The sequence below is a fragment of the uncultured Deefgea sp. genome (assembly GCF_947072475.1).
In the GTDB taxonomy this organism is placed as follows: domain Bacteria; phylum Pseudomonadota; class Gammaproteobacteria; order Burkholderiales; family Chitinibacteraceae; genus Deefgea.
This window is the reverse complement of the sequence record NZ_CAMTIA010000019.1, coordinates 23,647-43,516: the sequence shown is the minus strand read 5'-3', so window position 1 is coordinate 43,516 and position 19,870 is coordinate 23,647. Positions and strand designations below refer to the sequence as shown.

The window sequence follows — 19,870 nt, the reverse complement described above, 5'->3', positions numbered from 1 at the left end:
TGCTCAGCAAATCAAGGTGCTATCGGGCTAAGCCCTGCTCAAAATAATAGCAACAAGTGGGCGCAATGATAGCAGATTTTGGCTGGCCTTATTGCCTTGCAAGCAGGGTGTACTCGATTAGCGACTAAGGTTGCCAATCTTGATAAGGTTTATGCACTTTGAAGTAGGCTTTTTCGAGTGCGCCGCTATCTCTTGCCGCTTTAATCGCTTTGCTGATGGCGTCATTGACGAAGTCGCCACGCGCATTGCAAGAAAAAAACAATACATCGGGGTAGTCTTCAAAATGGGCGCGGTGGATTTGTTGTAGCTTTAATTTTTTGATCAGATAGTCGCTTTCTTCTTGCGCCCACAGCACGCCTGCAATGCGACCGGCATTGAGTTTTTTGAGCGACTGCTCAAGATTGATGACGCTGCGCGTTGGAAACCCCCAGTCGGCTGGTGGCGCTTCAATGAGTAGTTTGGTGTCGTTATCGGCTTGGATGACTTGTTGTTTGGGGATGATTTGTTTTTTGTTGGTGTACAGCACGAAGGTGACTTTGCCGAGCATTTCTTTGGAATACTGATATGGCGCAGCATTTTTTGCGCCATCTTTGATCTTCATCGTTGGAAAGCGAAAATCCGCATTTTTGTTATTGATGTCGAGGTAGACTCGTTTGACCGGTTCGAGGCTGAAGTCGATTTTGCCTGCGGGATAAAACTGATTGATGACGGCGATGAGCTCAGGAAAGGGGCCAGTCTTACTATTTTCTAAAATGCCCGGCAATTCAATGGCCACGCCATGAAAATTGGGGTCATTGACCGGAAAAGTGTAATTGGGGGTTTTGATGCCATTGCAATCATTGGCATAGCTTGTGGTAAAGCAAGCAAGGCCAAACAAAGAAAATAATATTTTTGGAATTTTTGGATGCATGGATTATTCCGCCTCTACACGATATGCCTTTGCCGGACTCAGTTAAGCATACAAGACGAGAAATGAAATAGACAGGTTTTGATCAGCTTGGCGGCGTTTTTAACCGGTCGCTTCAACTGAGGCGGTTGGTCTTGGTGCTTGGTGACGCGTGATATAAAAAAACTAACGGGTCGATGTAAATATTTCATTTTAACTATCGCTGTATTGTGGCTAGAATGGCTCCTGTCAATTACACACAACGCTGTTCACAAGGAGCTACACCATGGCCATTATCAATACCGTTATCAAACCTTTCAAAGCAACTGCTTACCACGAAGGCAAATTTGTTCCTGTTAGCGATGAAACGCTAAAAGGTAAGTGGTCGATTGTGTTCTTTTACCCAGCTGACTTTACTTTTGTTTGCCCAACTGAGTTAGGCGACTTGGCTGATGTATACCCAGAATTCCAAAAAATGGGCGTTGAAGTGTACTCAGTATCCACTGATACCCACTTCACTCACAAAGCTTGGCACGATGCGTCTGACACCATCAAAAAAATCAACTACCCAATGATCGGTGATCCAACAGGTGCGATTACTCGCAACTTTGATGTGATGATCGAAGAAGAAGGCTTGGCATTGCGCGGCACTTTTGTGATCAACCCAGAAGGCGAGATCAAAGTCGCAGAAATTCATGACTTGGGTATTGGCCGTGACGCCAAAGAATTGCTACGCAAAGTACAAGCAGCGCAATACATTGCGAGCCATCCAGGTGAAGTTTGCCCAGCAAAATGGACCCCAGGTGAAGAGACTTTGAAGCCGTCTTTGGATTTAGTTGGCAAGATCTAATTCCTGCGCTGTAAACCCTCTGCTTTAGCGATCTAAGTACTCCGTATTTAGATCAGTCTGTTAATCCGTGCCGCCGCTGGCGGCATGGATTTCAGTGATCAAGTTTCCCTTGATCAGTGAAATTCAACCGGAGAATCCCCATGCTCGATGCTCAAATTAGCGCCCAATTGCAGGGCTATCTCGAAAAACTACAATATCCGATCGAATTGATTGCTTCATTAGATCAAACTGCTGCCGCCAATGAAATGGGCACTTTATTGCAAGAAATCGCCGCTTTAAATTCTAAAGTGACGTTGCGTATGGATGGCGTTGCCGCCTTGCGCCCATCGTTTGCCATTGCTCGCCTTGGCGATGCGCCGCGCGTGCATTTTGCCGGCATTCCATTGGGGCATGAATTTACGTCTTTGGTCTTGGCTTTATTGCAAGTCGGTGGTCATCCACCACGAGTCGATGAGGCAACGATTGCCACGATTAAATCATTGCCAGGGCCATTGAACTTTGTATCGTTTATTTCTTTGTCTTGCCACAACTGCCCTGATGTGGTGCAAGCCTTGAATTTATTAGCCGTACTCAATCCAGCAATTACCCACACCATGGTCGATGGTGCTTTGTATCAAGATTATGTGGCTGAGCAGCGCGTAATGGCGGTACCAACCGTGTTGCTCAACGAGCAGCCTTTTGGTCAAGGCCGGATGACGGTTGAAGAAATCGTGGCCAAGCTCGATACCCGCAGCGGTGAGCGTGCCGCCCAAGACATCAATGCCAAAGCGGCGTTTGATGTGTTGGTGGTCGGTGGTGGCCCAGCCGGTGCCTCGGCTGCAGTGTATGCTGCCCGTAAAGGGATTCGTACTGGCGTGGTTGCAGAGCGTTTCGGCGGTCAAGTGCTCGATACCATGGGCATTGAGAATTTTATTTCGGTTAAAGCCACCGAAGGCCCGAAATTGGCCAGCGCCTTAGAAAACCATGTTCGCGAATACGATGTGGATATTATGAATTTGCAACGCGCTAGCAAATTAACTCCGGGCGATTTGATTGAAATTGAATTGGTCAATGGCGCTAAATTGCAAAGTCGCAGCGTGATTTTGTCGACAGGTGCGCGTTGGCGTGAAATGAATGTGCCGGGCGAGCAAGAATACCGTGGTCGTGGCGTGGCGTACTGCCCGCATTGCGATGGTCCTTTATTTAAAGGCAAACGTGTGGCGGTAATTGGTGGCGGCAATTCCGGCGTCGAAGCGGCGATTGATTTGGCGGGGATTGTTAGCCATGTCACCTTGCTTGAGTTTGGCGAACAAATGCGCGCTGATGCGGTATTGCAAAGCAAATTGCGCAGCCTGCCAAATGTGACGATTTTGACGCAAGCACAAACCACGGCGGTGATTGGCAATGGCGAAAAAGTCACTGCGCTCAATTACACCGATCGTGCTTCTGGCGAAGCGCGCAGCATTGAGCTAGAAGGCATCTTTGTGCAGATTGGCTTGTTGCCTAATACCGATTGGTTAAAAGGCGTGGTCGATTTAAGCCCAAGCGGCGAAATCATCGTTGATGCTCGTGGCCAGACCTCAGTACCGGGCGTGTTTGCCGCCGGTGATGTGACGACCGTGCCGTTTAAACAAATTATTATCGCCATGGGCGAAGGCGCTAAAGCCTCGTTATCGGCTTTTGATCACCTGATTCGCAGCGGGCATTAATCGCAAGATTGAAATGACGTAAAAAACGAGGCCAAGCGCCTCGTTTTTTTATGCAACTGCTTCAGGTAAATCGCAAAATTTTCGTGTCAGTATCTTGTTGTGTGTAGTGGCTGTATTGCCCGAATAATTGTTTCGCATTTATCGAGGTATTGCCATCTATGCTTTTATCTAAAAGCGCTGCATGGCAATACTATTGGCATTTGTTTTAATACTGAGCGACATCATCGTCTGCTTGTGTACTTCATGTGATGCGTCATGTGCCGCTTGTTAGCATCGATCAGACTGTAGGATTTAACGCGACCCGTGGAAAGTCCACCGGCACATCAAAAGCGACATTCACATAATTAGTGAAAATATTCAGCGCAATATGCGCGAGGATTTCGACGATATGTTCGTCGTCAAAACCAGCCGCACGTAATTCGCTGATATCTTGATTTGAAACTTGCGCGCGGTTTTTGACAACCTTTAAGGCAAACGTCAATGCCGCTGCGGTTTTAGCATCGGTGGACTGGCCAGCTTGGGCGGCCTGCAAGTCATCGGCGCTCACGCCGGCATTTTTGCCCAATACCGTATGCGCAGCTAAGCAATATTCGCAGCGATTGTAGTCAGCAATTGCCACGGCGATCTGCTCACCGAGTTTTGCACCCAGTACGCCGGAGCCTAAAGCTGCAAATGAACCCCACATGCTGCTTAGCGCCGCAGGTGAATTAGCAACGGCTTTAAACATATTCGGTGTTGCACCAAAAGCTTGCTGAATCTGCGCTAATAAAATTTGGCGATTGGCTGTGGTTTCGGCAGCGTTAATAAGTTGTACGCGGGACATGGTGATTTCCTTTTCGTTGATCGAGAACGGTTGAAACCGTTGAATTAATGATTAACCTTGCCCGGGAGTGATAAATCACCAGAGGCCACTTTAAAGACATTCACTACACACAGTAGCGGACTGTGGACGCTGGCATTCACGCGCAAGGCGGCGGTGACGCCATCAAAACTTGCTGCGTTGATCGCACCAATATCATCAAAAGGCACGCGCACTTCTAAGGTGTCGCCCTTGAACGTTGGGCTCCAGCCTGGGCTATCGATCAATATCGGCAATTGCGGCCATGTCTTAGGGAGCTTGGGTTTGGCGTCTTTGGGGATGTCGACAACTTTAAGGGCGTCTTTACCGCAAGCTTTGTCGGGCTGTAGTACCACCCAGTGGGTATGCCAAACTGCACCATCGTTCTTTGGATTGTTGTCTGCATTCTCATCAAACAAAGGGGTGTCATCAAAATCGGGGTGGGAAGTGATTGCTAAGGCCAAAATTCCGCTGTTAGCTTCAAAGCCAACGGTCGATGGATCTAACGAGGTGGGCCAAACATAAGAAAAAACGCGGCTTCCTGCTAGTTTTCCTGACTTGGCGGGCTTGCTTGCGCCGGCTTTTCCAGAAACCTGCATGTGAAACACGGCCTCATTGCCCTCGGTTGAGATTTTGGTGTGCACAATGTCGTAGGGTGACTTGACCGATGCGCTGGCTTTGCTCTCGATTCCGCCGGAGTGTTCATTGTCGTGAGCGGCGGCATAATGGCAAAATCCTGCCAAAGCGACGGCAAGTGCGAAGTGGGGGTAACTATGATTTTTTCTCATGTGAATGCCTCGTAGCTCGTAAAATGGTGCAAATATGCACAAGACATAGTCTGCTCCGTTGTCGTGTACTATTGGTGTCTAACCGTATCAACAACATACCTATTCGTACAAATGCTGATTAATTCAAAACCCCCCTTAGATCGACTTTCCTCATTGCTGGAACGTTTTCCAGTCTCTGTTAGCCTTTTTCATGCTGGCATATTGTGTGGTGTGAGTGATTTTGAAGCGAAGACAGGGCGAGGCTTTTTTCATGTCCTGCGCAGAGGGGGCGTGGTGGTGACGCACCACCAAAATTCAGGGCTGCAATCTCGCATTGAAATTGTTGAGCCCACTTTGCTGTTTTATCCTCAGCCACTGGCGCATCAGTTTCACAATGCGCCGCAAGATGGCGCTGATTTCACCTGCGCGACGGTGTCTTTTGATGGCGGAGTGACGCATCCTTTGGTGCGGGCATTGCCAGCACTCATTGTGCTACCGCTATCTAAGGTGCCGAGTTTGGCTGGCGCGCTCGAGTTATTATTTCAGGAGGTCGATCAAGTGCGGTGCGGGCAAAAATTGATCGCAGATCGCTTGTTTGCTGTCGTGTTGCTTCAATTGCTGCGCTGGTTGCTCGATCATGGTGAAGAGGGCGGCGTTTCGATTGGTCTGGCGTCGGGATTGGCTGATTCGCAATTGGCGTATGCGCTCACTGCCATTCATGACAATCCACAGTTGCCTTGGACTCTCGAGGCGCTGGCAGAGCGAGCCAGCATGTCACGCAGTGCCTTTGCTAGTCGCTTCAAGCGGGTGGTGGGCGTTGCTCCAGCTGAATACTTGACTGATTGGCGTATGGCGCTGGCAAAGAAACAGCTGCGGCAAGGGTATGCCGTGAAGTTGATTGCATCTAATTTGGGATATGCGAATTCGTCAGCGCTGTCACGGGTTTTTGCGCAACGAGTTGGTTTGTCGCCAAGGGCTTGGCTTGCGCAGAGCCATAGCCCAGAGGTTTGAGATGGGTTGAACACAGTGGATGCACGAGCCTGCAAAGACCGAGCGGCAGCTTTGCGTGAATGTATTTAAGTTCTAAGCTGGCTACGAGTGAATAGATTTTGCGCTGATTCGTTTGGCAAGCGATTAATGTGGGATTTGCTGCGCTTGGCGTGATTTGCAAGCCTTGGTTCGAGCGCGAGGCGCAGTATCAATGTTTCATCTGGACTCGGCCGTATATGCAGGTATATGGCTGCAATCAGCTTTTCTATTGGTTTGGCTGGCAATACATCGGTAATCAATATCGAGCAGGCAACAAAAACCCCCGTAATCCTAAGATTAACGGGGCTTTTGAATTCTCTGTGCTAGCCAGAGAATGATAACTGGTGGCTATGGCGGGACTCGAACCTGCGACCCCAGCATTATGAGTGCTGTGCTCTAACCAACTGAGCTACATAGCCAAGAGAGGGCGCTATTATCACCGATGAATTTAGTCTTGGCAAGCCCTTTTTTATAAATAATCAGATAAAACGCAAAATATTTATAAAACCATCACCGCAACCCAACCAAATGCCATTAATGGCAGGTTGAAATGCAAGAAAGTCGGTACTGAAGTATCCCAAATGTGGTTGTGCTGACCATCGACATTTAAACCTGCCGTTGGGCCCAGTGTTGAATCAGACGCTGGCGAGCCCGCATCACCCAATGCACCTGCCGTGCCGACCAAGCAAACAATCGCTGCTGGGCTAAAGCCGAGTTGCATCGCCAGCGGCACATAGATGGTGGCTAAGATAGGTACCGTCGAGAATGAAGAGCCGATGCCCAAGGTCACCACCAAACCGACCAGCAACATCAAAAACGCCGCCAGTGCTTTGCTATTGCCGATTAGATCCGCCGATTGCGTGACCAAGCTGGCCACATCGCCGGTGGCTTTGAGTACTTCGGCCATGCCAGAAGCAGCAATCATAATCAGACCAATGCCGGCCATCATTTTCATGCCTTCGCTAAAGACACTATCGGCTTGTCGCCAAGGCACTGCGCCACCGAGTACACAGACGGTAAAGCCGGCTAGCGCACCGAGCAGCATCGAATCGACGCACAGCTGCACGATAAAGGTCGTCACCATCGCCAACACCGCCACGCTCAATGAGCGGCGCGTGTAGCGACTGTCTTCGCGCTCAACCGCTTTGAGCACGTCCATATTGTATTGGCGTGGTTTACGGTAAGTGACAAATACCGCGGTGAGTAAACCAAACACCATCCCCAATGCCGGCAGCGCCATCGCGTGCATCACATTCACGTGGCTGACATCTAAGCCTGATTTGGTAATGCTGCCCAATAAAATTTGGGTTAAGAAAATCTCACCAAAGCCCACAGGGAACAACATATACGGCGTAATCAAACCAAAAGTCATCACACACGCCAATAAACGGCGGTCGACTTTAAATTGCGCCAGCGTAAAGAGCAGTGGCGGAATCACCAGCGGAATAAACGCGATATGAATCGGCAAAATGTTTTGCGAGGAAATCGCTAGCGCCAAAACGGCCAACACAATGCCCCATTTCACGCGCTGGCTATTGCTGCTTTTGGCACTTAATTTGGCCAGACCATCGGCCATCGCGTGCGGCAAACCCGACTCGGCCAGCGCCAAGGCAAAAGCACCCAGTAGCGCGTAAGACAGCGCAATCCCTGCGCCACCACCGAGGCCGCCATTGAATGCGGCGATGGTTTTACTTAATTCCAAACCACCGACCAAACCGCCGACCACGGCACTAATGAGGATACTGACCACCACATGAATGCGGCTCAAAGAGAGCGCGAGCATCAGTGTTACTGCAATTAAAACGGCATTCATAAGTAAAAACTTGGTCAAAAAGATGCCACTTTACCTGTAGAAGGGGGAGTTGTTTAGAGATAAATCATCAATTGATGTTTCGCTTGATTGCGGATATGGGATTTTATGGGTATTAGGAATCGATCTGAGCTGATACCATCTTGTCCCCTTGGGGGTGAAGATTGGTTTTGCTCCCCGTTTTATGTTCAAAGGATTTAGCATGATCGCAGAGGAAGCCCAGACGGCACCCCACCTCAAACGCAATTTGCGTGTACGTCATCTTTCCATGATTGCCATTGGTGGCTCGATTGGGACCGGTTTATTTGTGGCCTCGGGCGCGACGGTGGCCCAAGCGGGCGCTGGTGGCGCTTTGGCTGCTTACGCCGTGATCGGTTTGATGGTGTATTTTTTGATGACCAGCTTGGCCGAAATGGCCGCGTATATGCCGGTTTCAGGCTCGTTCTCGACTTACGGGGCTAAATTTGTTGAGCCCGGTTTTGGCTTTGCCTTGGGTTGGAACTACTGGTACAACTGGGCGGTGACCATTGCCGTTGAATTGGCTGCGGCCAGTATGGTGATGAAGTTTTGGTTTCCAGACAGCTCAGGCATGTTGTGGAGCGCCTTGTTCCTCGCGATTATGTTTTCACTCAACTACCTCTCGGTGAAAGGTTTTGGTGAAGCGGAGTTTTGGTTTTCGCTGATTAAAGTTGTGACCGTGGTGATCTTTATCATTACCGGTGTGTTGATGATTTTTGGCATCTTAAATGGCACGCACAGCGTGGGTTTTGAAAACTTCACCATGGGCGACGGTCCTTTTGTCGGTGGTTTCCCCGCGATGCTCGGGGTGGCGATGATTGCCGGGTTCTCATTCCAAGGCACTGAATTAGTCGGTATTGCCGCTGGCGAATCCGAAAACCCGCAAAAAAACATCCCGCGTGCGATCAAGCAAGTGTTTTGGCGGATTTTGCTGTTTTATGTATTGGCGATTTTCGTCATCGGCATGTTGATTCCCTACACTGACCCGAATTTGCTTAAAAGCGATTTAGCCAATGTTGGCGTTAGTCCGTTTACCTTGGTGTTTCAAAACGCCGGCATTGCCTTTGCCGCGAGCGTGATGAACGCGGTGATTTTAACGGCGATTTTATCGGCCGGTAACTCAGGCATGTATGCCTCAAGCCGGATGCTGTATTCATTGGCTACAGAAGGCAAAGCGCCAAAAATGTTTGCTAAATTGTCAAACAATGGCGTGCCACGCAATGCTTTGTACGCCACTTGTTTGGTGGCAATGTTGTGCTTTTTTGCCTCGATTTTTGGTGAAAAAACCGTGTATTTATGGCTACTGAGCACCTCAGGGATGACCGGCTTTATTGCTTGGCTTGGGATTGCGATTTGCCATTATCGCTTCCGTAAAGCCTATATCTTGCAAGGCCGTGACATTAACGATTTACCGTATCGTTCGAAATTTTATCCCTTTGGCCCGATGTTTGCCTTTGCCTTGTGTATGGTGATTATGCTCGGCCAAAACTACCAAGCCTTTATGGCCGGCACGATTGATTGGGGTAGTGTGGTTGCCACTTATATTGGTATTCCGCTGTTTTTGTTGATTTGGCTTAGCTATCGCTACAAAAACAAAACGCAATTTATCACGTATGAAAAAATGGATTTAGACAGCCAGCGCGATTAATCTTGCCAGCAAATGCAGAAATAGCCCCGCAGCATCGGGGCTATTTTTTTTGTTGAAAAAATCAAAGCGCAATATATGAATTATATGGGTATTGCCTGCTATGGCTTGTAGATAATTACCTGTAATCAAATACATCGCTTTGGTAGAGTGGAATAAGCTCCGCGCATTCCACCGGATCGTTGTGGCCTAGGTGGAATGCACTTCGTTTATTCCACCCTACCGCATCGTAGCCATGTAGGGTGCGCAAATTTTGCGCACGCGGATGAGGAGCTAATTTTATCGCGACTGATTCACATTGGCGGGTTACGCCTAAAGGCTAACTCGCCCTACGATGATGTATTTGTTTGTAGCCTTTGAGCTAAGAAGCGCTGCTGGCTATACCCACAAAATACCCCTCACATCGTCAAGCTACCACCTCATCCACTCCCTGCGCACAGGCTTGCTGTGGCAAGGTGCCCATCCGCTGCAAACTTTCATGTTTGGCGCGGATCATGGCTTCGACTGCTTTGTTGAGGCTGCGTCTATCGTGGCCTTCGGGGGTGAGTGGCGCTAGAAAATGGAGTTCGATACAGAGGTGCTGTGCGCCGGTGATTTGCCACAGCGAGCCGGCGATGCTCATGTCGTCGATGTAGGCGGCGTCGCTGACGTATTGACCGGCGGCGTTGGTGTAGCGCAGATAAATCGGTTGGATGGTGGCGTTGGTTTCAAAGGCGCTTTGGATGAGCGAGGCTTTGAATGGGCGGATTGCTTGGCCGTCGCTGGTGGTGCCTTCGGGGAAAAAAGCGATGCATTCTTGATTATTGAGTGCGCTGCTGATGCTGGCGTTAACGCGTTGGGTGTCGCGGGCTTTGCTGCGATCAATAAACACCGTGCCAGCGCCTTGGCACAGCATGCCGATGACGGGCCAAGTTTGCACGTCGGATCGGGCGACAAAGCGGGCGACGGTGACGCTATTGATGGCAAAAATATCAAACCATGAGATGTGATTGGCCAGCAGTAGATGATTGGCGGGGTGTAGCGGGGTGGCTTGGCCAAAGACTTTGAGGGTGAAACCGAGTTTTTGCGCTAATTGTTGCGACCAAGCTTGGGTTTTATTCAGCCGCGCTGCGTGATTGAGTCGAGGAAACTGAAAGCGCACCATCAGCATGCCGTAAATCACATGCCGCACAAATTGCTGCAATCGATGGATTCTCAGCCAAGTTTTTATCACGATTTATCCTTACTCAATTGGCGTGCCCCTTGCGATTATTACTTACGCGGGCATCAAAATACACCAACTGCGTGGCATTGCGCATCGTGACTAGATTTAAAGTGGATTTATCTGCTGTTGTGTCTGATTTTAGCTGCGATTATCGATGGCAACCGCTGCAAGCCGCGCCCCACGCGGCAGTGGGGCGGGATGGATTTACAGCTCACCAGAGCGATCACGCCCGCATAAACCGGGGGCGGTGTCGCCAGTGAGACCTTTAGAAAAAGCGATCACTTTAAAAATCTCGCCCATTTCGGCATGCGTAGTGAGTTTTTGAATGGCAGCGGCGCTTTTCATGTAGTCGATGCTGGTGGTGGGCAATTGCTGGGCAAAGTCGAGAATACCGGCGTCGAGCAAATAGCTGGCCTGAGTGGTATAGCCCTCTAGGCTAAGTCCACTGGCTTCTGCAGCGGTATACATCGCGGTAAAATCAATGTGGCAGGTGATGTCGGTAAGCCCAGGATAAAAGAACGGATCGTGAATGGTGTGGTGGCGATAATGGCCAATCAGCGTGCCCATGCTGCGTTCAGGGTGGTAATACTCGCGCTGCGGGAAACCATAATCAATCAGTAAGATCATACCGCGCAGCAAGCTTTGCCCGAGTGCAGCGATAAAGCCTTGCGCTTCGAGGTGAATTTCGCTGGTGTAGTTGGCAATCGTTGGCAAAGGCTCGCAAGCGGCGGCCAATTGCGCAGATTGAATCGGCCGATTTTGCAGGGCAAAACCATGCTCACCGAGGATGACGCCGCGTTGTTGCCATTGCCCATCGGCCAGTTGCACCAGCTCGCACGGCATGGCGTCGAGCACTTCATTGCCGAGCATGATGCCGACAAAATCCTCGGGCAGTGCATCAAGCCACTGCACGCGAGCGATTAAATGTGGTACTAAAGTAAGCAAAGTTTGACGCTGACGCTCGCGTAATTGGCCGGAAAGCTCCAAGATGGCATAGTGTAGGGGTAAGGCATTGCGGCGCTCGAGTTCTTGCAAAATTTGCGCCGCCAGTTGGCCGGTGCCCGCGCCGACTTCCAACACACTGGCGGACTTTTGACCGATTTCATCGAGCACATGCGCCAACGTGGCGGCCACCGTGGCGCCAAAAAAAGGCGATATTTCCGGTGCGGTGACAAAGTCGCCAGCGCCACCAAACTTGGTCGCGCCGCCGCTGTAATAACCCAGCGCCGGGGTGTACATCGCCAAGCGCATAAAGTCGGCAAAAGAAATCCAGCCGCCGTGGGCGTCTATCGTTTCGGCAATATGCTGACATAAGGCTTGGCTGGCTTCGAGCGCGTCGCTCGATGGCACGGGTAATTGCAATTGATTCATGGCGAAGTCGATCCAGTTAAGGTGTCGCCGATTTTAGCATTGTTGGTTCCCATCGCGTGGCAGGCGCGGTGCTTTTCGCGGCGACGCTGCCTGCTCGCCAGCGCAGATCGCATGACGACACGGCGCTGGCTACGCCGTGATTGGCGGTGAAAATCGATCCCGCGCAGCAGGAAACCCAACGTCAATAGACGCTAGCTTTTGTGGAGATAAATTTTAAAAGTGATGACTGACAACGTAGAGGTATTAATTATTGGCGGCGGCGTTGGCGGACTAACGTTGGCGCAATGGCTCACTGGGCTCGGGCGCAGCTGGTGCATTGTTGAGCGCGAAGCGTATTTGGGCGGCCCTTTGGCGCACAGCCAATATGTTTTGAAATGGATTCCGGGCTGGCCTGCAGTGTCGGGGCGCGATTATATGGCGGCTATTGTGGCGGGCATTGATACGGCGCATTGCGAGCTCAGTTGCGAATTAATGCAGATTGAGAGTGATGAGATCGAGCAAGCTTGGCGCTGTCAGCTGAGTAATGGGCGCGCAATGCGGGCTAAAAAACTGGTGTTTGCCTGTGGCGCGGCGCCGGTCTCGCCGTTTGCTCAGTCTGAGCGGGTGATTGTTGGGCCGGGATTACAAAAAATTGCCCATCTACAAACCGGGCATCGGGTGTTGGTTTTAGGCGGTGGCGATAATGCCGCAGAACACGCGCTGATTTTGCAAGAGATGGGCTGCTCGGTGGTGATGTTGGTACGCAGTCAATTACGTGCATCGGCGGTATTGGCGCAGCAATTGCGCGCCGCGCAGATTGATCTTCGGGTGCATGGCGATGCTTTGCCTTTGAGTGTTAGCGCGAGCGGGGTGGAATTATTTGGTGAGTCTTACGATTATGCCGCAGTGTATTACGGCTATCAGCCATCGACGTCGATTACGGCCTTTCCAGTCTTGTATGGGCCAGATCAGCAAATCAGCCGAGATGTGTTTATTCTGGGCGATATGAGCTGCCCCAGCTACCCCAATATTTTACTCACCCAAGGGCAAGCGGCGGTGGTGGCCAAGCAAATTGATCACGCACTGTCGGGCTGCTGAGTGCGCAGTAGACACTGCACTGATTTAGCCTTGGCGAGCGGTCTTGAGTTGTTTATTAGTGGGTATATTTATGTAGGTACTGCATCATAAAGTCTGCGTGAATATACATATCTCATTGGTTCAAAAACTTTTGACGCAGAGACGCAGAGACGCAGAGACGCAGAGACGCAGAGAAAAGCGAAAATGGTTATTTAAGACGACCTTGGTTTGAAAATCCGTTGCATTGACTCGTTTTTTCTTGGCATCTTTGCGTTAGTTTTTGATTTTTAAAGCTGAATTGCTATGTATATACCCTAGTGCCGTTCACTTAAGCCAAGTGAGCGGCATTTTTTTCCTCGATTTCATTGCAGTTGTCGCTTTTGACGCAAAGGTACAGAGAAAATCAATCGAAAAACCCTGATTTTCCTCCGCGCCTCTGCGCCTCTGCGTCAGGTTTTCAGGGTTTGTCGTTAAGTGAACTGTATTTATGTATTTACCCCGCTTTATTTTTTGATAGGCTTTTGGTTAAAGCGTGCCAGATGGCGTTTTCTGGTGAAGACAATACCAGCATCTCTTTTGCCAATAGGGTCACGCATCCAGCTTAGTGGCAACAAGACTGTCCGAATCGCAGCCTAGCCCAGCGGCAATTGAGCGCTGCGCCCAGCGGCTAATGCGCCGATTGAGCCAAGGCCAATTAACCGGTAAATAGCGCGCGGGTTCCAGCAACATACCGCACCAATAGCGATGTTGCGCTTCATCCCAAACCAAAGCCGCGCACCGCCCGCGCCGTTTGCGGCTGATTAACACCCCCACCGGACAAGGCTCCGCCGCACAACACACCCCGCAACCATTACACGCCGCACCCATAGCGGGTTTAGCGGGGGCGAGTGGGTGGAGGTGGATGATTTGATGATTCATTAAAAGTGAGTTTATTTCAGTTGAATCAGAGCATTTTGCACTTTAATTGGCTTTGTTGCACAAATCCATTTGGGGGGGGGCGCCCTTTGCCTTGATGGATTTATTTCACACGCATAGCTTGATTGTAGCGCTGTGTGATAGGCCTGCCAGTTGCTGGTTTTGCACTGGTTTAGGGGGGCATATAAGTTATTTTAGTTGCGGTATTGAATTGCTGATTTTACAACACCGCATTCTGGCGGCCTATTGCGGTATGAGATTGCGGTGAAAAATCAAACACTCAGCAGTGTGTTGCTGTGAGCGAATGGCTTTGTGCGTACGTGTAGGGGTTTTTCAGGTAAAATCACTGCCAATTCAATTACCTATAGCGGGGCGTCCTTTGGGCGTCCCGTATTTATTCTATGAACGCAATGACCGAACAGCCGCAAGAGAAACCGCAACTGACAGAGGCGGAGCAAAAGCAGAAATATAATTTCAATAAGTTGGTGAAACGCTTGCGCCATAACGTGGGCGACGCGATTAACGATTTTAATATGATCGAAGAGGGCGATCGGGTGATGGTGTGTTTGTCGGGCGGCAAAGACAGTTACACCATGCTGGATATTTTGCTGAGTTTGCAAAAATCAGCGCCGATTAATTTTTCGATTGTTGCGGTGAATCTAGACCAAAAACAACCGAGTTTTCCTGAGCATATTTTGCCGGCTTATCTGGCCAAAATCGGCGTTGAGTATCGAATTATCGAAGAAGATACCTATTCGATTGTGACGCGGGTGATCGAAGAAGGAAAAACCACCTGTGGTTTGTGTAGTCGTTTGCGCCGTGGCATTTTGTACCGCGTAGCGGATGAATTGGGCGCAACCAAGATTGCGCTGGGCCATCATCGGGATGACATTTTAGAAACGCTGTTTTTGAATATGTTTTACGGTGGCAAGCTCAAAGGCATGCCGCCCAAATTGGTGTCGGACGATGGCAAACATATGGTGATTCGCCCATTGGCGTATTGCCGTGAAAAAGACATTGAAAAATACAGCGCAGCGCGTGAATTTCCGATTATTCCGTGTAATTTATGTGGCTCGCAGCCCAATTTACAGCGTCAAGTGATTGGCGATATGTTGCGTGATTGGGATCGACGTTTTCCGGGGCGTTTGGAAACGATGTTTACCGCGATGTGCAATATTGTGCCATCGCATTTGGCTGATCCTAAGCGTTACGATTTTGTAAATGCCAAGGCCGATGGCACGCCACGCGCCGATGGTGATAAGGCATTTGATCGCGAAACGTTTACTGATCCGAGCCGGATTTCGATTTTATCGAGTAAGCCTGCAGCCAGCGCGTGTGGAGATGCGTCATGATGTTATCGCGCACTCGGCGTCGCCCGAGAAATTTTGACGATGAGCTGATGATCGATGTCTCTGAAGAGGGCGGCGTTCGCAAACTGCATTTTGGTAGCGATGACACGCAAAGCGCGATGAAGATCAATGCGCCCAATGAATTGCTATTGGCGTATTCGCGCTGCGTATTTGGCAGTTTATTGTTTTTAGAGCCACCGCAAAAAATGCTGTTGATTGGCTTGGGCGGCGGCTCGATTGCCAAATGGGTGCATGAGTATTTGCCGACGACGCATTTGACGTGCGTTGAGCTATTTCAGCAGGTGGTGAATGTGGCGCGCTCGATGTTTTTTTTGCCGCCAGACGATGAGCGTTTGCAAGTGATTACCGGCGATGGCGCGGCGCATGTTTACAATATGGCGGACGAATCGGTCGATATGATTATGATGGATGCGTATTCGGCAACCGGCATTGCCGCACCATTGGCCAGTACCGATTTTTTTACCGCGTGCAAACATAAGCTCACCGATGATGGCGTTTTGGCGGTGAATTTATGGAGTATTGATCGCCGGTTTGAGCAGTATTGCGCACAATTGTCCGAAGTGTTTGAAGGTCGATTGATTTGCTTGCCAGCACGGCAAAAAGGCAATGTGATCGCTTTTGCATTTATGCGCGGACAAAACAATCCGCAGTGGGAGCGATTAGCCGATAAAGCCAAAAAACTCGAAGCGGAATATGGTCTTGAATTTAATGAGTTTGTTAGTGATTTGGCGCGAATGAACCCGCATAACGATCGACGTCTGTTTATCTGATGAAGGCAGGGAGTTGGGAGTGAGGGAGTAGGGAGTAAAAGCAGAAAAGAAAGGTTTTTTTCACTCCCGATTCCCTACTCCCCACTCCCCGCGTTAATAAAGGTTTTCAAGTGCTCGCGAATGTGAAAAAATCAGGGTAATCAACGAAATCTTAAATAGGTCGTACTTATGCTCGATCGTGACGGCTATCGGCCAAACGTCGGCATCATTATCATTAATCAACAGAACCAAGTGTTTTGGGGGAAACGCGTGCGAGAGCATTCGTGGCAGTTTCCGCAAGGCGGCATTAAGCAGGGGGAAACTCCTGAGCAGGCGATGTTTCGAGAGCTGGCCGAAGAAGTTGGTCTGCTGCCGGAGCATGTAGAAATTGTGGGCCGCACGCGGGACTGGATGAAATATGATGTGCCGACCAATTGGGTGCGCCGTGAATGGCGCGGGACTTACAGAGGACAAAAACAAATTTGGTTTATGCTCAGGCTAGTCGGGAAGGATTCTGACGTTTGCTTGCGTAAAACCACGCATCCCGAGTTTGATGCATGGCGCTGGAATGAATATTGGTCGCCGCTTGAGGCGGTGATTGATTTCAAACGTGGCGTGTATGAAGCGGCTTTGGGGGAGTTAGCGCGATTGATTGGTCAACATCCGCCATCTGTCGTCAACTAAAACAGCATTAGAACGGGCGGCTTGGGTCGCCCGTTTTTTTATTTGGATTTTATGCCCGATTTCAATCGCTCATCGAGTGAGCATCTATGGCAATCGCTCTCTCTTTTTAATATTTTCCGGCTATTAATCGTGATCGGCTTGATGGTGGGCGCGTTTTTGCTCACCGGTGAGAGCTTGCTGGAGCGCGATCATTTTTGGGGAGTGATTTGGATTTTAGGGTTTTATACCTTGTGCGGGATTGTTTTTGCCTTTGGTATTGCCAAAAAATGGCCGCGTTTTGACGTGCAATTGTCGATTCATGTGTTGATTGATGTGATTTTTATTGTCACTTTGATGCATCTCGGCGGTGGGATTAAAAGCGGATTTGGGATTTTATTATTACCCTATTTAGCCGGCGCCGGTTTGATTGCGCGTGGCCGCATGACGATTTTTCATGCGGCGATTGCCAGCATTGCTTTATTGGCTGAAATGCTGTGGAGCGCGATTCACGGTGATTTAGAGTCAACGATACCGATGTCGACGGTATTTCTCTGTATCGCTTCATTTGCGGTTGCTTGGCTGGCATACCGCCTCTCTCGGTATGCCGAAGAAAACCGTGAATTGGCGGAACGACGCAGTGTGGATATTGCCAATTTAGGTCAACTGAATACGCGGATTTTGCAAGATGTTTCAGATGGCGTATTGGTGGTCGATCATCAAAATTTAATTCAACAATTTAATGAGCAAGCGGTTCGTGTGACCGGTGTGCGGGCTGATTTAGGTGGCCCGTTAGCGGCCGATTTCCCCGAGCTGGCTGGGCCTTTACAGCGCTGGCGCGAGTTTCCTGAGTTGGGCAATAGTGAATTAGTGCAAACGGCGGGGGGACGCAATACTTTGCGTGCTCGCTTTGTGTCTTTGACGCAGGATTCGAGCGGGAATGTGCTGATTTATCTCGAAGATATGGCGCGCTTACGCCGTGAGTCACAGCAATTAAAACTCGCCGCGCTGGGGCGTTTAACGGCCAATTTAGCGCATGAAATCCGCAATCCATTAGGGGCGATCAGCCATGCCGCTGAGTTGATGCGCGAAGAGGCGAGTGACGATCCCTTATTGCAAAAACTGACGCGAATTATTAATGACAACAGCCTGCGTCTTGAGCGAATGGTGAAAGACGTCTTAGAGCTCAATCGTCGTGATCGAGTTGAGCGTATCGATATTCACTTGGCCGATTGGCTGGCCAATTTTGTCGATGAGTTTCGGCAGCAAGAAAAAATCCCAGTGCAGCTCGCCATCATTTGCCCGCCGGAGGCGACGGTGCGGTTTGATGTGGGGCATTTGCATCAAGTGCTATGGAATTTGTCGCGCAATGGATGGCGCTATTGTTTAAAGCAAGATCATAGTCTGCGTTTTACGGTGAGTGTATTTCGCTCTGGCTGGATGCTCAGTGTGATTAACGATGGACCTAGGGTGCCCAGCGACGCGCAAAGCCAGTTGTTCGAGCCTTTTTTTACCACCGAAAGTAAAGGCACCGGTTTGGGTTTGTATATTGCGCGGGAAATTTGCGCTGCCAATGCCGCTTTACTGGAGTATCAATCCCCGCCAGAGAGCGGTGCTTGTTTTCGAATTTTATTTGGATATACCGATGGCGAAAAAATCTAAAGTATTACCCCGAGTTTTGGTGGTGGATGATGAGCCTGATTTGGCCGAACTACTCGAATTAACGTTGCTCAAAATGGGGCTGGCGGTTGAAACCGCCAATGGGGTGATTGCCGCCAAAGCTTTGATTGATCGCCAGCATTTTGATTTGTGTTTGACCGATATGCGCATGCCCGATGGTGAGGGCTTAGATCTAGTTCGGTATGTTCAAAGTAAAGGTTTAGATTTACCGATTGCGGTGATTACTGCGTATGGCAATACCGAGAATGCCGTTGCGGCACTCAAAGCCGGTGCGTTTGATTATTTGGCCAAGCCGGTGGCACTGGAGCAACTACGCGCTTTAGTGAAATCAGCGCTTAAAATCGAAGCCACGCCAGCGGTGAAAGCCGCCCGGCGAGATCGTCCGCTGCTGGGTGATTCGCCGGCATTGCAACACGCTTTGGTATTAATTGAAAAACTAGCGCGCAATCAAGCGCCAGTGTACGTCACCGGAGAATCTGGTTCAGGTAAAGAGCGGGCCGCGCGAACGATTCATAGCTGCTCAAGCCGGGTGGATCAGCCATTTATTGCGGTGAACTGCGGGGCGATTCCAGAAAACTTGATGGAAAGTGAGTTTTTTGGCTACCGCAAAGGCGCATTTACTGGCGCCTTGGAGGATCGCGATGGCTTTTTTCAAGCGGCGCACGGCGGTACGCTCTTTTTAGATGAAGTCGCCGATTTGCCCTTGCTGATGCAAGTTAAATTGCTGCGCGCCATTCAAGAGCGCAAAGTACGCAAAGTGGGCGGGGTGCAAGAAGAAGACGTGGATGTGCGGATTATTTCGGCAACGCATCAAAATCTCTCGCGCTGCGTTGAGGCTGGGCGTTTTCGGCAAGATTTGTATTATCGACTGAATGTGATCGAGCTAAAAATGCCGGCACTGCGCGAAATGGGCAACGATGTATTATTGATCGCCCAGTTTTTAGTCGAAGACATCGCTGCGCGGCATGGCATGCCGGTGCTGGCTTTTACTGCCGCCGCCAAAGAGGCGCTATGCCGTTATGATTTTCCCGGTAATGTGCGTGAATTAGAAAATCTACTTGAGCGCGCAATGGCTTTGGCCGATGGCCAGCAGATTGATCTCGACGATTTGCAATTGCAGCACGCCTCTGGCGATAAGGCCGAAGCCGTTGCGGCTAATTTAGGCGACACTTATCCATTACAAGATTATCTGGATCGAGTCGAAAAAGCCGCCATTATCGCGGCGCTGGATAAAACTGGCTTTAATCGAACGCAGGCGGCCAAATTACTCGGCGTGACTTTTCGCAGTTTGCGTTATCGCTTAGAAAGATTGGGGATTACGCAAGATGAGTAAG

General features: G+C 50.0%; 17 protein-coding genes and 1 tRNA gene. 10 read left to right on the top strand and 8 right to left on the bottom strand.

Annotation, left to right across the window (positions count from 1 at the left end; all coding sequences use genetic code 11):
• Positions 1-124: 124 nt before the first annotated feature.
• The gene (locus tag Q0V82_RS08425) at positions 125-910 is read right to left on the bottom strand and encodes a hypothetical protein (RefSeq protein ID WP_297574660.1); all 786 of its coding nucleotides are present in this window, start codon (positions 908-910) and stop codon (positions 125-127) included.
• Between the two features lie 262 nt (positions 911-1,172).
• On the opposite strand from Q0V82_RS08425, the gene ahpC reads away from it, so the two are divergent.
• Together ahpC and ahpF are read left to right on the top strand one after the other, a co-directional pair.
• Positions 1,173-1,736, top strand: a complete 564-nt coding sequence (gene ahpC / locus Q0V82_RS08420) for an alkyl hydroperoxide reductase subunit C (RefSeq protein ID WP_297574658.1) — start codon at positions 1,173-1,175, stop codon at positions 1,734-1,736.
• A 140-nt stretch (positions 1,737-1,876) separates the two neighbouring features.
• Positions 1,877-3,424 (top strand): alkyl hydroperoxide reductase subunit F, encoded by a 1,548-nt coding sequence (gene ahpF / locus Q0V82_RS08415; protein ID WP_297574656.1) that lies wholly within the window; start codon positions 1,877-1,879, stop codon positions 3,422-3,424.
• A 277-nt stretch (positions 3,425-3,701) separates the two neighbouring features.
• Here the strand turns inward: ahpF and Q0V82_RS08410 are convergent, their stop codons facing one another.
• Together Q0V82_RS08410 and Q0V82_RS08405 are read right to left on the bottom strand one after the other, a co-directional pair.
• On the bottom strand, positions 3,702-4,247 hold the full coding sequence (locus tag Q0V82_RS08410) for a carboxymuconolactone decarboxylase family protein (RefSeq protein ID WP_297574653.1): 546 nt from the start codon (positions 4,245-4,247) through the stop codon (positions 3,702-3,704).
• Between the two features lie 44 nt (positions 4,248-4,291).
• Entirely contained in the window at positions 4,292-5,050 is a 759-nt protein-coding gene (locus tag Q0V82_RS08405) for a hypothetical protein (protein ID WP_297574650.1), read from the bottom strand.
• 111 nt (positions 5,051-5,161) lie between these two features.
• Here Q0V82_RS08405 and Q0V82_RS08400 point away from each other — a divergent pair, with 111 nt between their 5' ends.
• Complete coding sequence (locus Q0V82_RS08400) at positions 5,162-6,040, top strand: AraC family transcriptional regulator (RefSeq protein ID WP_297574646.1); 879 nt, start codon at positions 5,162-5,164, stop codon at positions 6,038-6,040.
• A gap of 360 nt (positions 6,041-6,400) precedes the next feature.
• Here Q0V82_RS08400 and Q0V82_RS08395 read toward each other — a convergent pair.
• Together Q0V82_RS08395 and Q0V82_RS08390 are read right to left on the bottom strand one after the other, a co-directional pair.
• Positions 6,401-6,477 (bottom strand) — tRNA-Met (locus tag Q0V82_RS08395).
• 80 nt (positions 6,478-6,557) lie between these two features.
• Entirely contained in the window at positions 6,558-7,871 is a 1,314-nt protein-coding gene (locus Q0V82_RS08390) for a Na+/H+ antiporter family protein (RefSeq protein WP_297574641.1), read from the bottom strand.
• A gap of 199 nt (positions 7,872-8,070) precedes the next feature.
• On the opposite strand from Q0V82_RS08390, the gene Q0V82_RS08385 reads away from it, so the two are divergent.
• On the top strand, positions 8,071-9,534 hold the full coding sequence (locus Q0V82_RS08385; protein ID WP_297574638.1) for an amino acid permease: 1,464 nt from the start codon (positions 8,071-8,073) through the stop codon (positions 9,532-9,534).
• Positions 9,535-9,937: 403 nt separating this feature from the next.
• Here Q0V82_RS08385 and Q0V82_RS08380 read toward each other — a convergent pair whose 3' ends face one another.
• Together Q0V82_RS08380 and Q0V82_RS08375 are read right to left on the bottom strand one after the other, a co-directional pair.
• Entirely contained in the window at positions 9,938-10,744 is an 807-nt protein-coding gene (locus Q0V82_RS08380) for a 1-acyl-sn-glycerol-3-phosphate acyltransferase (RefSeq protein ID WP_297574635.1), read from the bottom strand.
• Positions 10,745-10,939: 195 nt separating this feature from the next.
• Positions 10,940-12,106, bottom strand: a complete 1,167-nt coding sequence (locus Q0V82_RS08375) for a class I SAM-dependent methyltransferase (RefSeq protein ID WP_297574633.1) — start codon at positions 12,104-12,106, stop codon at positions 10,940-10,942.
• 222 nt (positions 12,107-12,328) lie between these two features.
• On the opposite strand from Q0V82_RS08375, the gene Q0V82_RS08370 reads away from it, so the two are divergent.
• On the top strand, positions 12,329-13,183 hold the full coding sequence (locus tag Q0V82_RS08370; protein WP_297574630.1) for an FAD-dependent oxidoreductase: 855 nt from the start codon (positions 12,329-12,331) through the stop codon (positions 13,181-13,183).
• Positions 13,184-13,750: 567 nt separating this feature from the next.
• Here the strand turns inward: Q0V82_RS08370 and Q0V82_RS08365 are convergent.
• Positions 13,751-14,080, bottom strand: coding sequence for a hypothetical protein (locus tag Q0V82_RS08365; RefSeq protein ID WP_297574629.1), 330 nt, complete (start codon positions 14,078-14,080; stop codon positions 13,751-13,753).
• 407 nt (positions 14,081-14,487) lie between these two features.
• Here Q0V82_RS08365 and ttcA point away from each other — a divergent pair, with 407 nt between their 5' ends.
• The 5 genes from ttcA to Q0V82_RS08340 all read left to right on the top strand — a co-directional run bounded on the left by ttcA (position 14,488) and on the right by Q0V82_RS08340 (position 19,869).
• The gene (gene ttcA, locus Q0V82_RS08360; RefSeq protein ID WP_297574627.1) at positions 14,488-15,429 is read left to right on the top strand and encodes a tRNA 2-thiocytidine(32) synthetase TtcA; all 942 of its coding nucleotides are present in this window, start codon (positions 14,488-14,490) and stop codon (positions 15,427-15,429) included.
• The gene (locus Q0V82_RS08355; protein WP_297574625.1) at positions 15,426-16,217 is read left to right on the top strand and encodes a fused MFS/spermidine synthase; all 792 of its coding nucleotides are present in this window, start codon (positions 15,426-15,428) and stop codon (positions 16,215-16,217) included. The genes ttcA and Q0V82_RS08355 overlap by 4 nt, the downstream gene beginning before the upstream one ends.
• Positions 16,218-16,385: 168 nt before the next feature.
• Positions 16,386-16,880, top strand: coding sequence for an RNA pyrophosphohydrolase (locus Q0V82_RS08350; protein WP_173533088.1), 495 nt, complete (start codon positions 16,386-16,388; stop codon positions 16,878-16,880).
• Between the two features lie 51 nt (positions 16,881-16,931).
• Positions 16,932-18,518 (top strand): PAS domain-containing sensor histidine kinase, encoded by a 1,587-nt coding sequence (locus Q0V82_RS08345; protein WP_297574621.1) that lies wholly within the window; start codon positions 16,932-16,934, stop codon positions 18,516-18,518.
• Positions 18,502-19,869, top strand: coding sequence for a sigma-54 dependent transcriptional regulator (locus tag Q0V82_RS08340; protein WP_297574618.1), 1,368 nt, complete (start codon positions 18,502-18,504; stop codon positions 19,867-19,869). Before Q0V82_RS08345 ends, Q0V82_RS08340 begins: the two co-directional genes overlap by 17 nt.
• Position 19,870 lies beyond the last annotated feature (1 nt).

What these genes read in the sequence shown, in the direction of transcription:
- Q0V82_RS08425 (WP_297574660.1), bottom strand. Translation starts at nt 910, where the DNA reads ATGCATCCAAAAATTCCAAAAATATTATTTTCTTTGTTTGGCCTTGCT.
- ahpC (WP_297574658.1), top strand. Translation starts at nt 1,173, where the DNA reads ATGGCCATTATCAATACCGTTATCAAACCTTTCAAAGCAACTGCTTAC.
- ahpF (WP_297574656.1), top strand. Translation starts at nt 1,877, where the DNA reads ATGCTCGATGCTCAAATTAGCGCCCAATTGCAGGGCTATCTCGAAAAA.
- Q0V82_RS08410 (WP_297574653.1), bottom strand. Translation starts at nt 4,247, where the DNA reads ATGTCCCGCGTACAACTTATTAACGCTGCCGAAACCACAGCCAATCGC.
- Q0V82_RS08405 (WP_297574650.1), bottom strand. Translation starts at nt 5,050, where the DNA reads ATGAGAAAAAATCATAGTTACCCCCACTTCGCACTTGCCGTCGCTTTG.
- Q0V82_RS08400 (WP_297574646.1), top strand. Translation starts at nt 5,162, where the DNA reads ATGCTGATTAATTCAAAACCCCCCTTAGATCGACTTTCCTCATTGCTG.
- Q0V82_RS08390 (WP_297574641.1), bottom strand. Translation starts at nt 7,871, where the DNA reads ATGAATGCCGTTTTAATTGCAGTAACACTGATGCTCGCGCTCTCTTTG.
- Q0V82_RS08385 (WP_297574638.1), top strand. Translation starts at nt 8,071, where the DNA reads ATGATCGCAGAGGAAGCCCAGACGGCACCCCACCTCAAACGCAATTTG.
- Q0V82_RS08375 (WP_297574633.1), bottom strand. Translation starts at nt 12,106, where the DNA reads ATGAATCAATTGCAATTACCCGTGCCATCGAGCGACGCGCTCGAAGCC.
- Q0V82_RS08370 (WP_297574630.1), top strand. Translation starts at nt 12,329, where the DNA reads ATGACTGACAACGTAGAGGTATTAATTATTGGCGGCGGCGTTGGCGGA.
- Q0V82_RS08365 (WP_297574629.1), bottom strand. Translation starts at nt 14,080, where the DNA reads ATGAATCATCAAATCATCCACCTCCACCCACTCGCCCCCGCTAAACCC.
- ttcA (WP_297574627.1), top strand. Translation starts at nt 14,488, where the DNA reads ATGACCGAACAGCCGCAAGAGAAACCGCAACTGACAGAGGCGGAGCAA.
- Q0V82_RS08355 (WP_297574625.1), top strand. Translation starts at nt 15,426, where the DNA reads ATGATGTTATCGCGCACTCGGCGTCGCCCGAGAAATTTTGACGATGAG.
- Q0V82_RS08350 (WP_173533088.1), top strand. Translation starts at nt 16,386, where the DNA reads ATGCTCGATCGTGACGGCTATCGGCCAAACGTCGGCATCATTATCATT.
- Q0V82_RS08345 (WP_297574621.1), top strand. Translation starts at nt 16,932, where the DNA reads ATGCCCGATTTCAATCGCTCATCGAGTGAGCATCTATGGCAATCGCTC.
- Q0V82_RS08340 (WP_297574618.1), top strand. Translation starts at nt 18,502, where the DNA reads ATGGCGAAAAAATCTAAAGTATTACCCCGAGTTTTGGTGGTGGATGAT.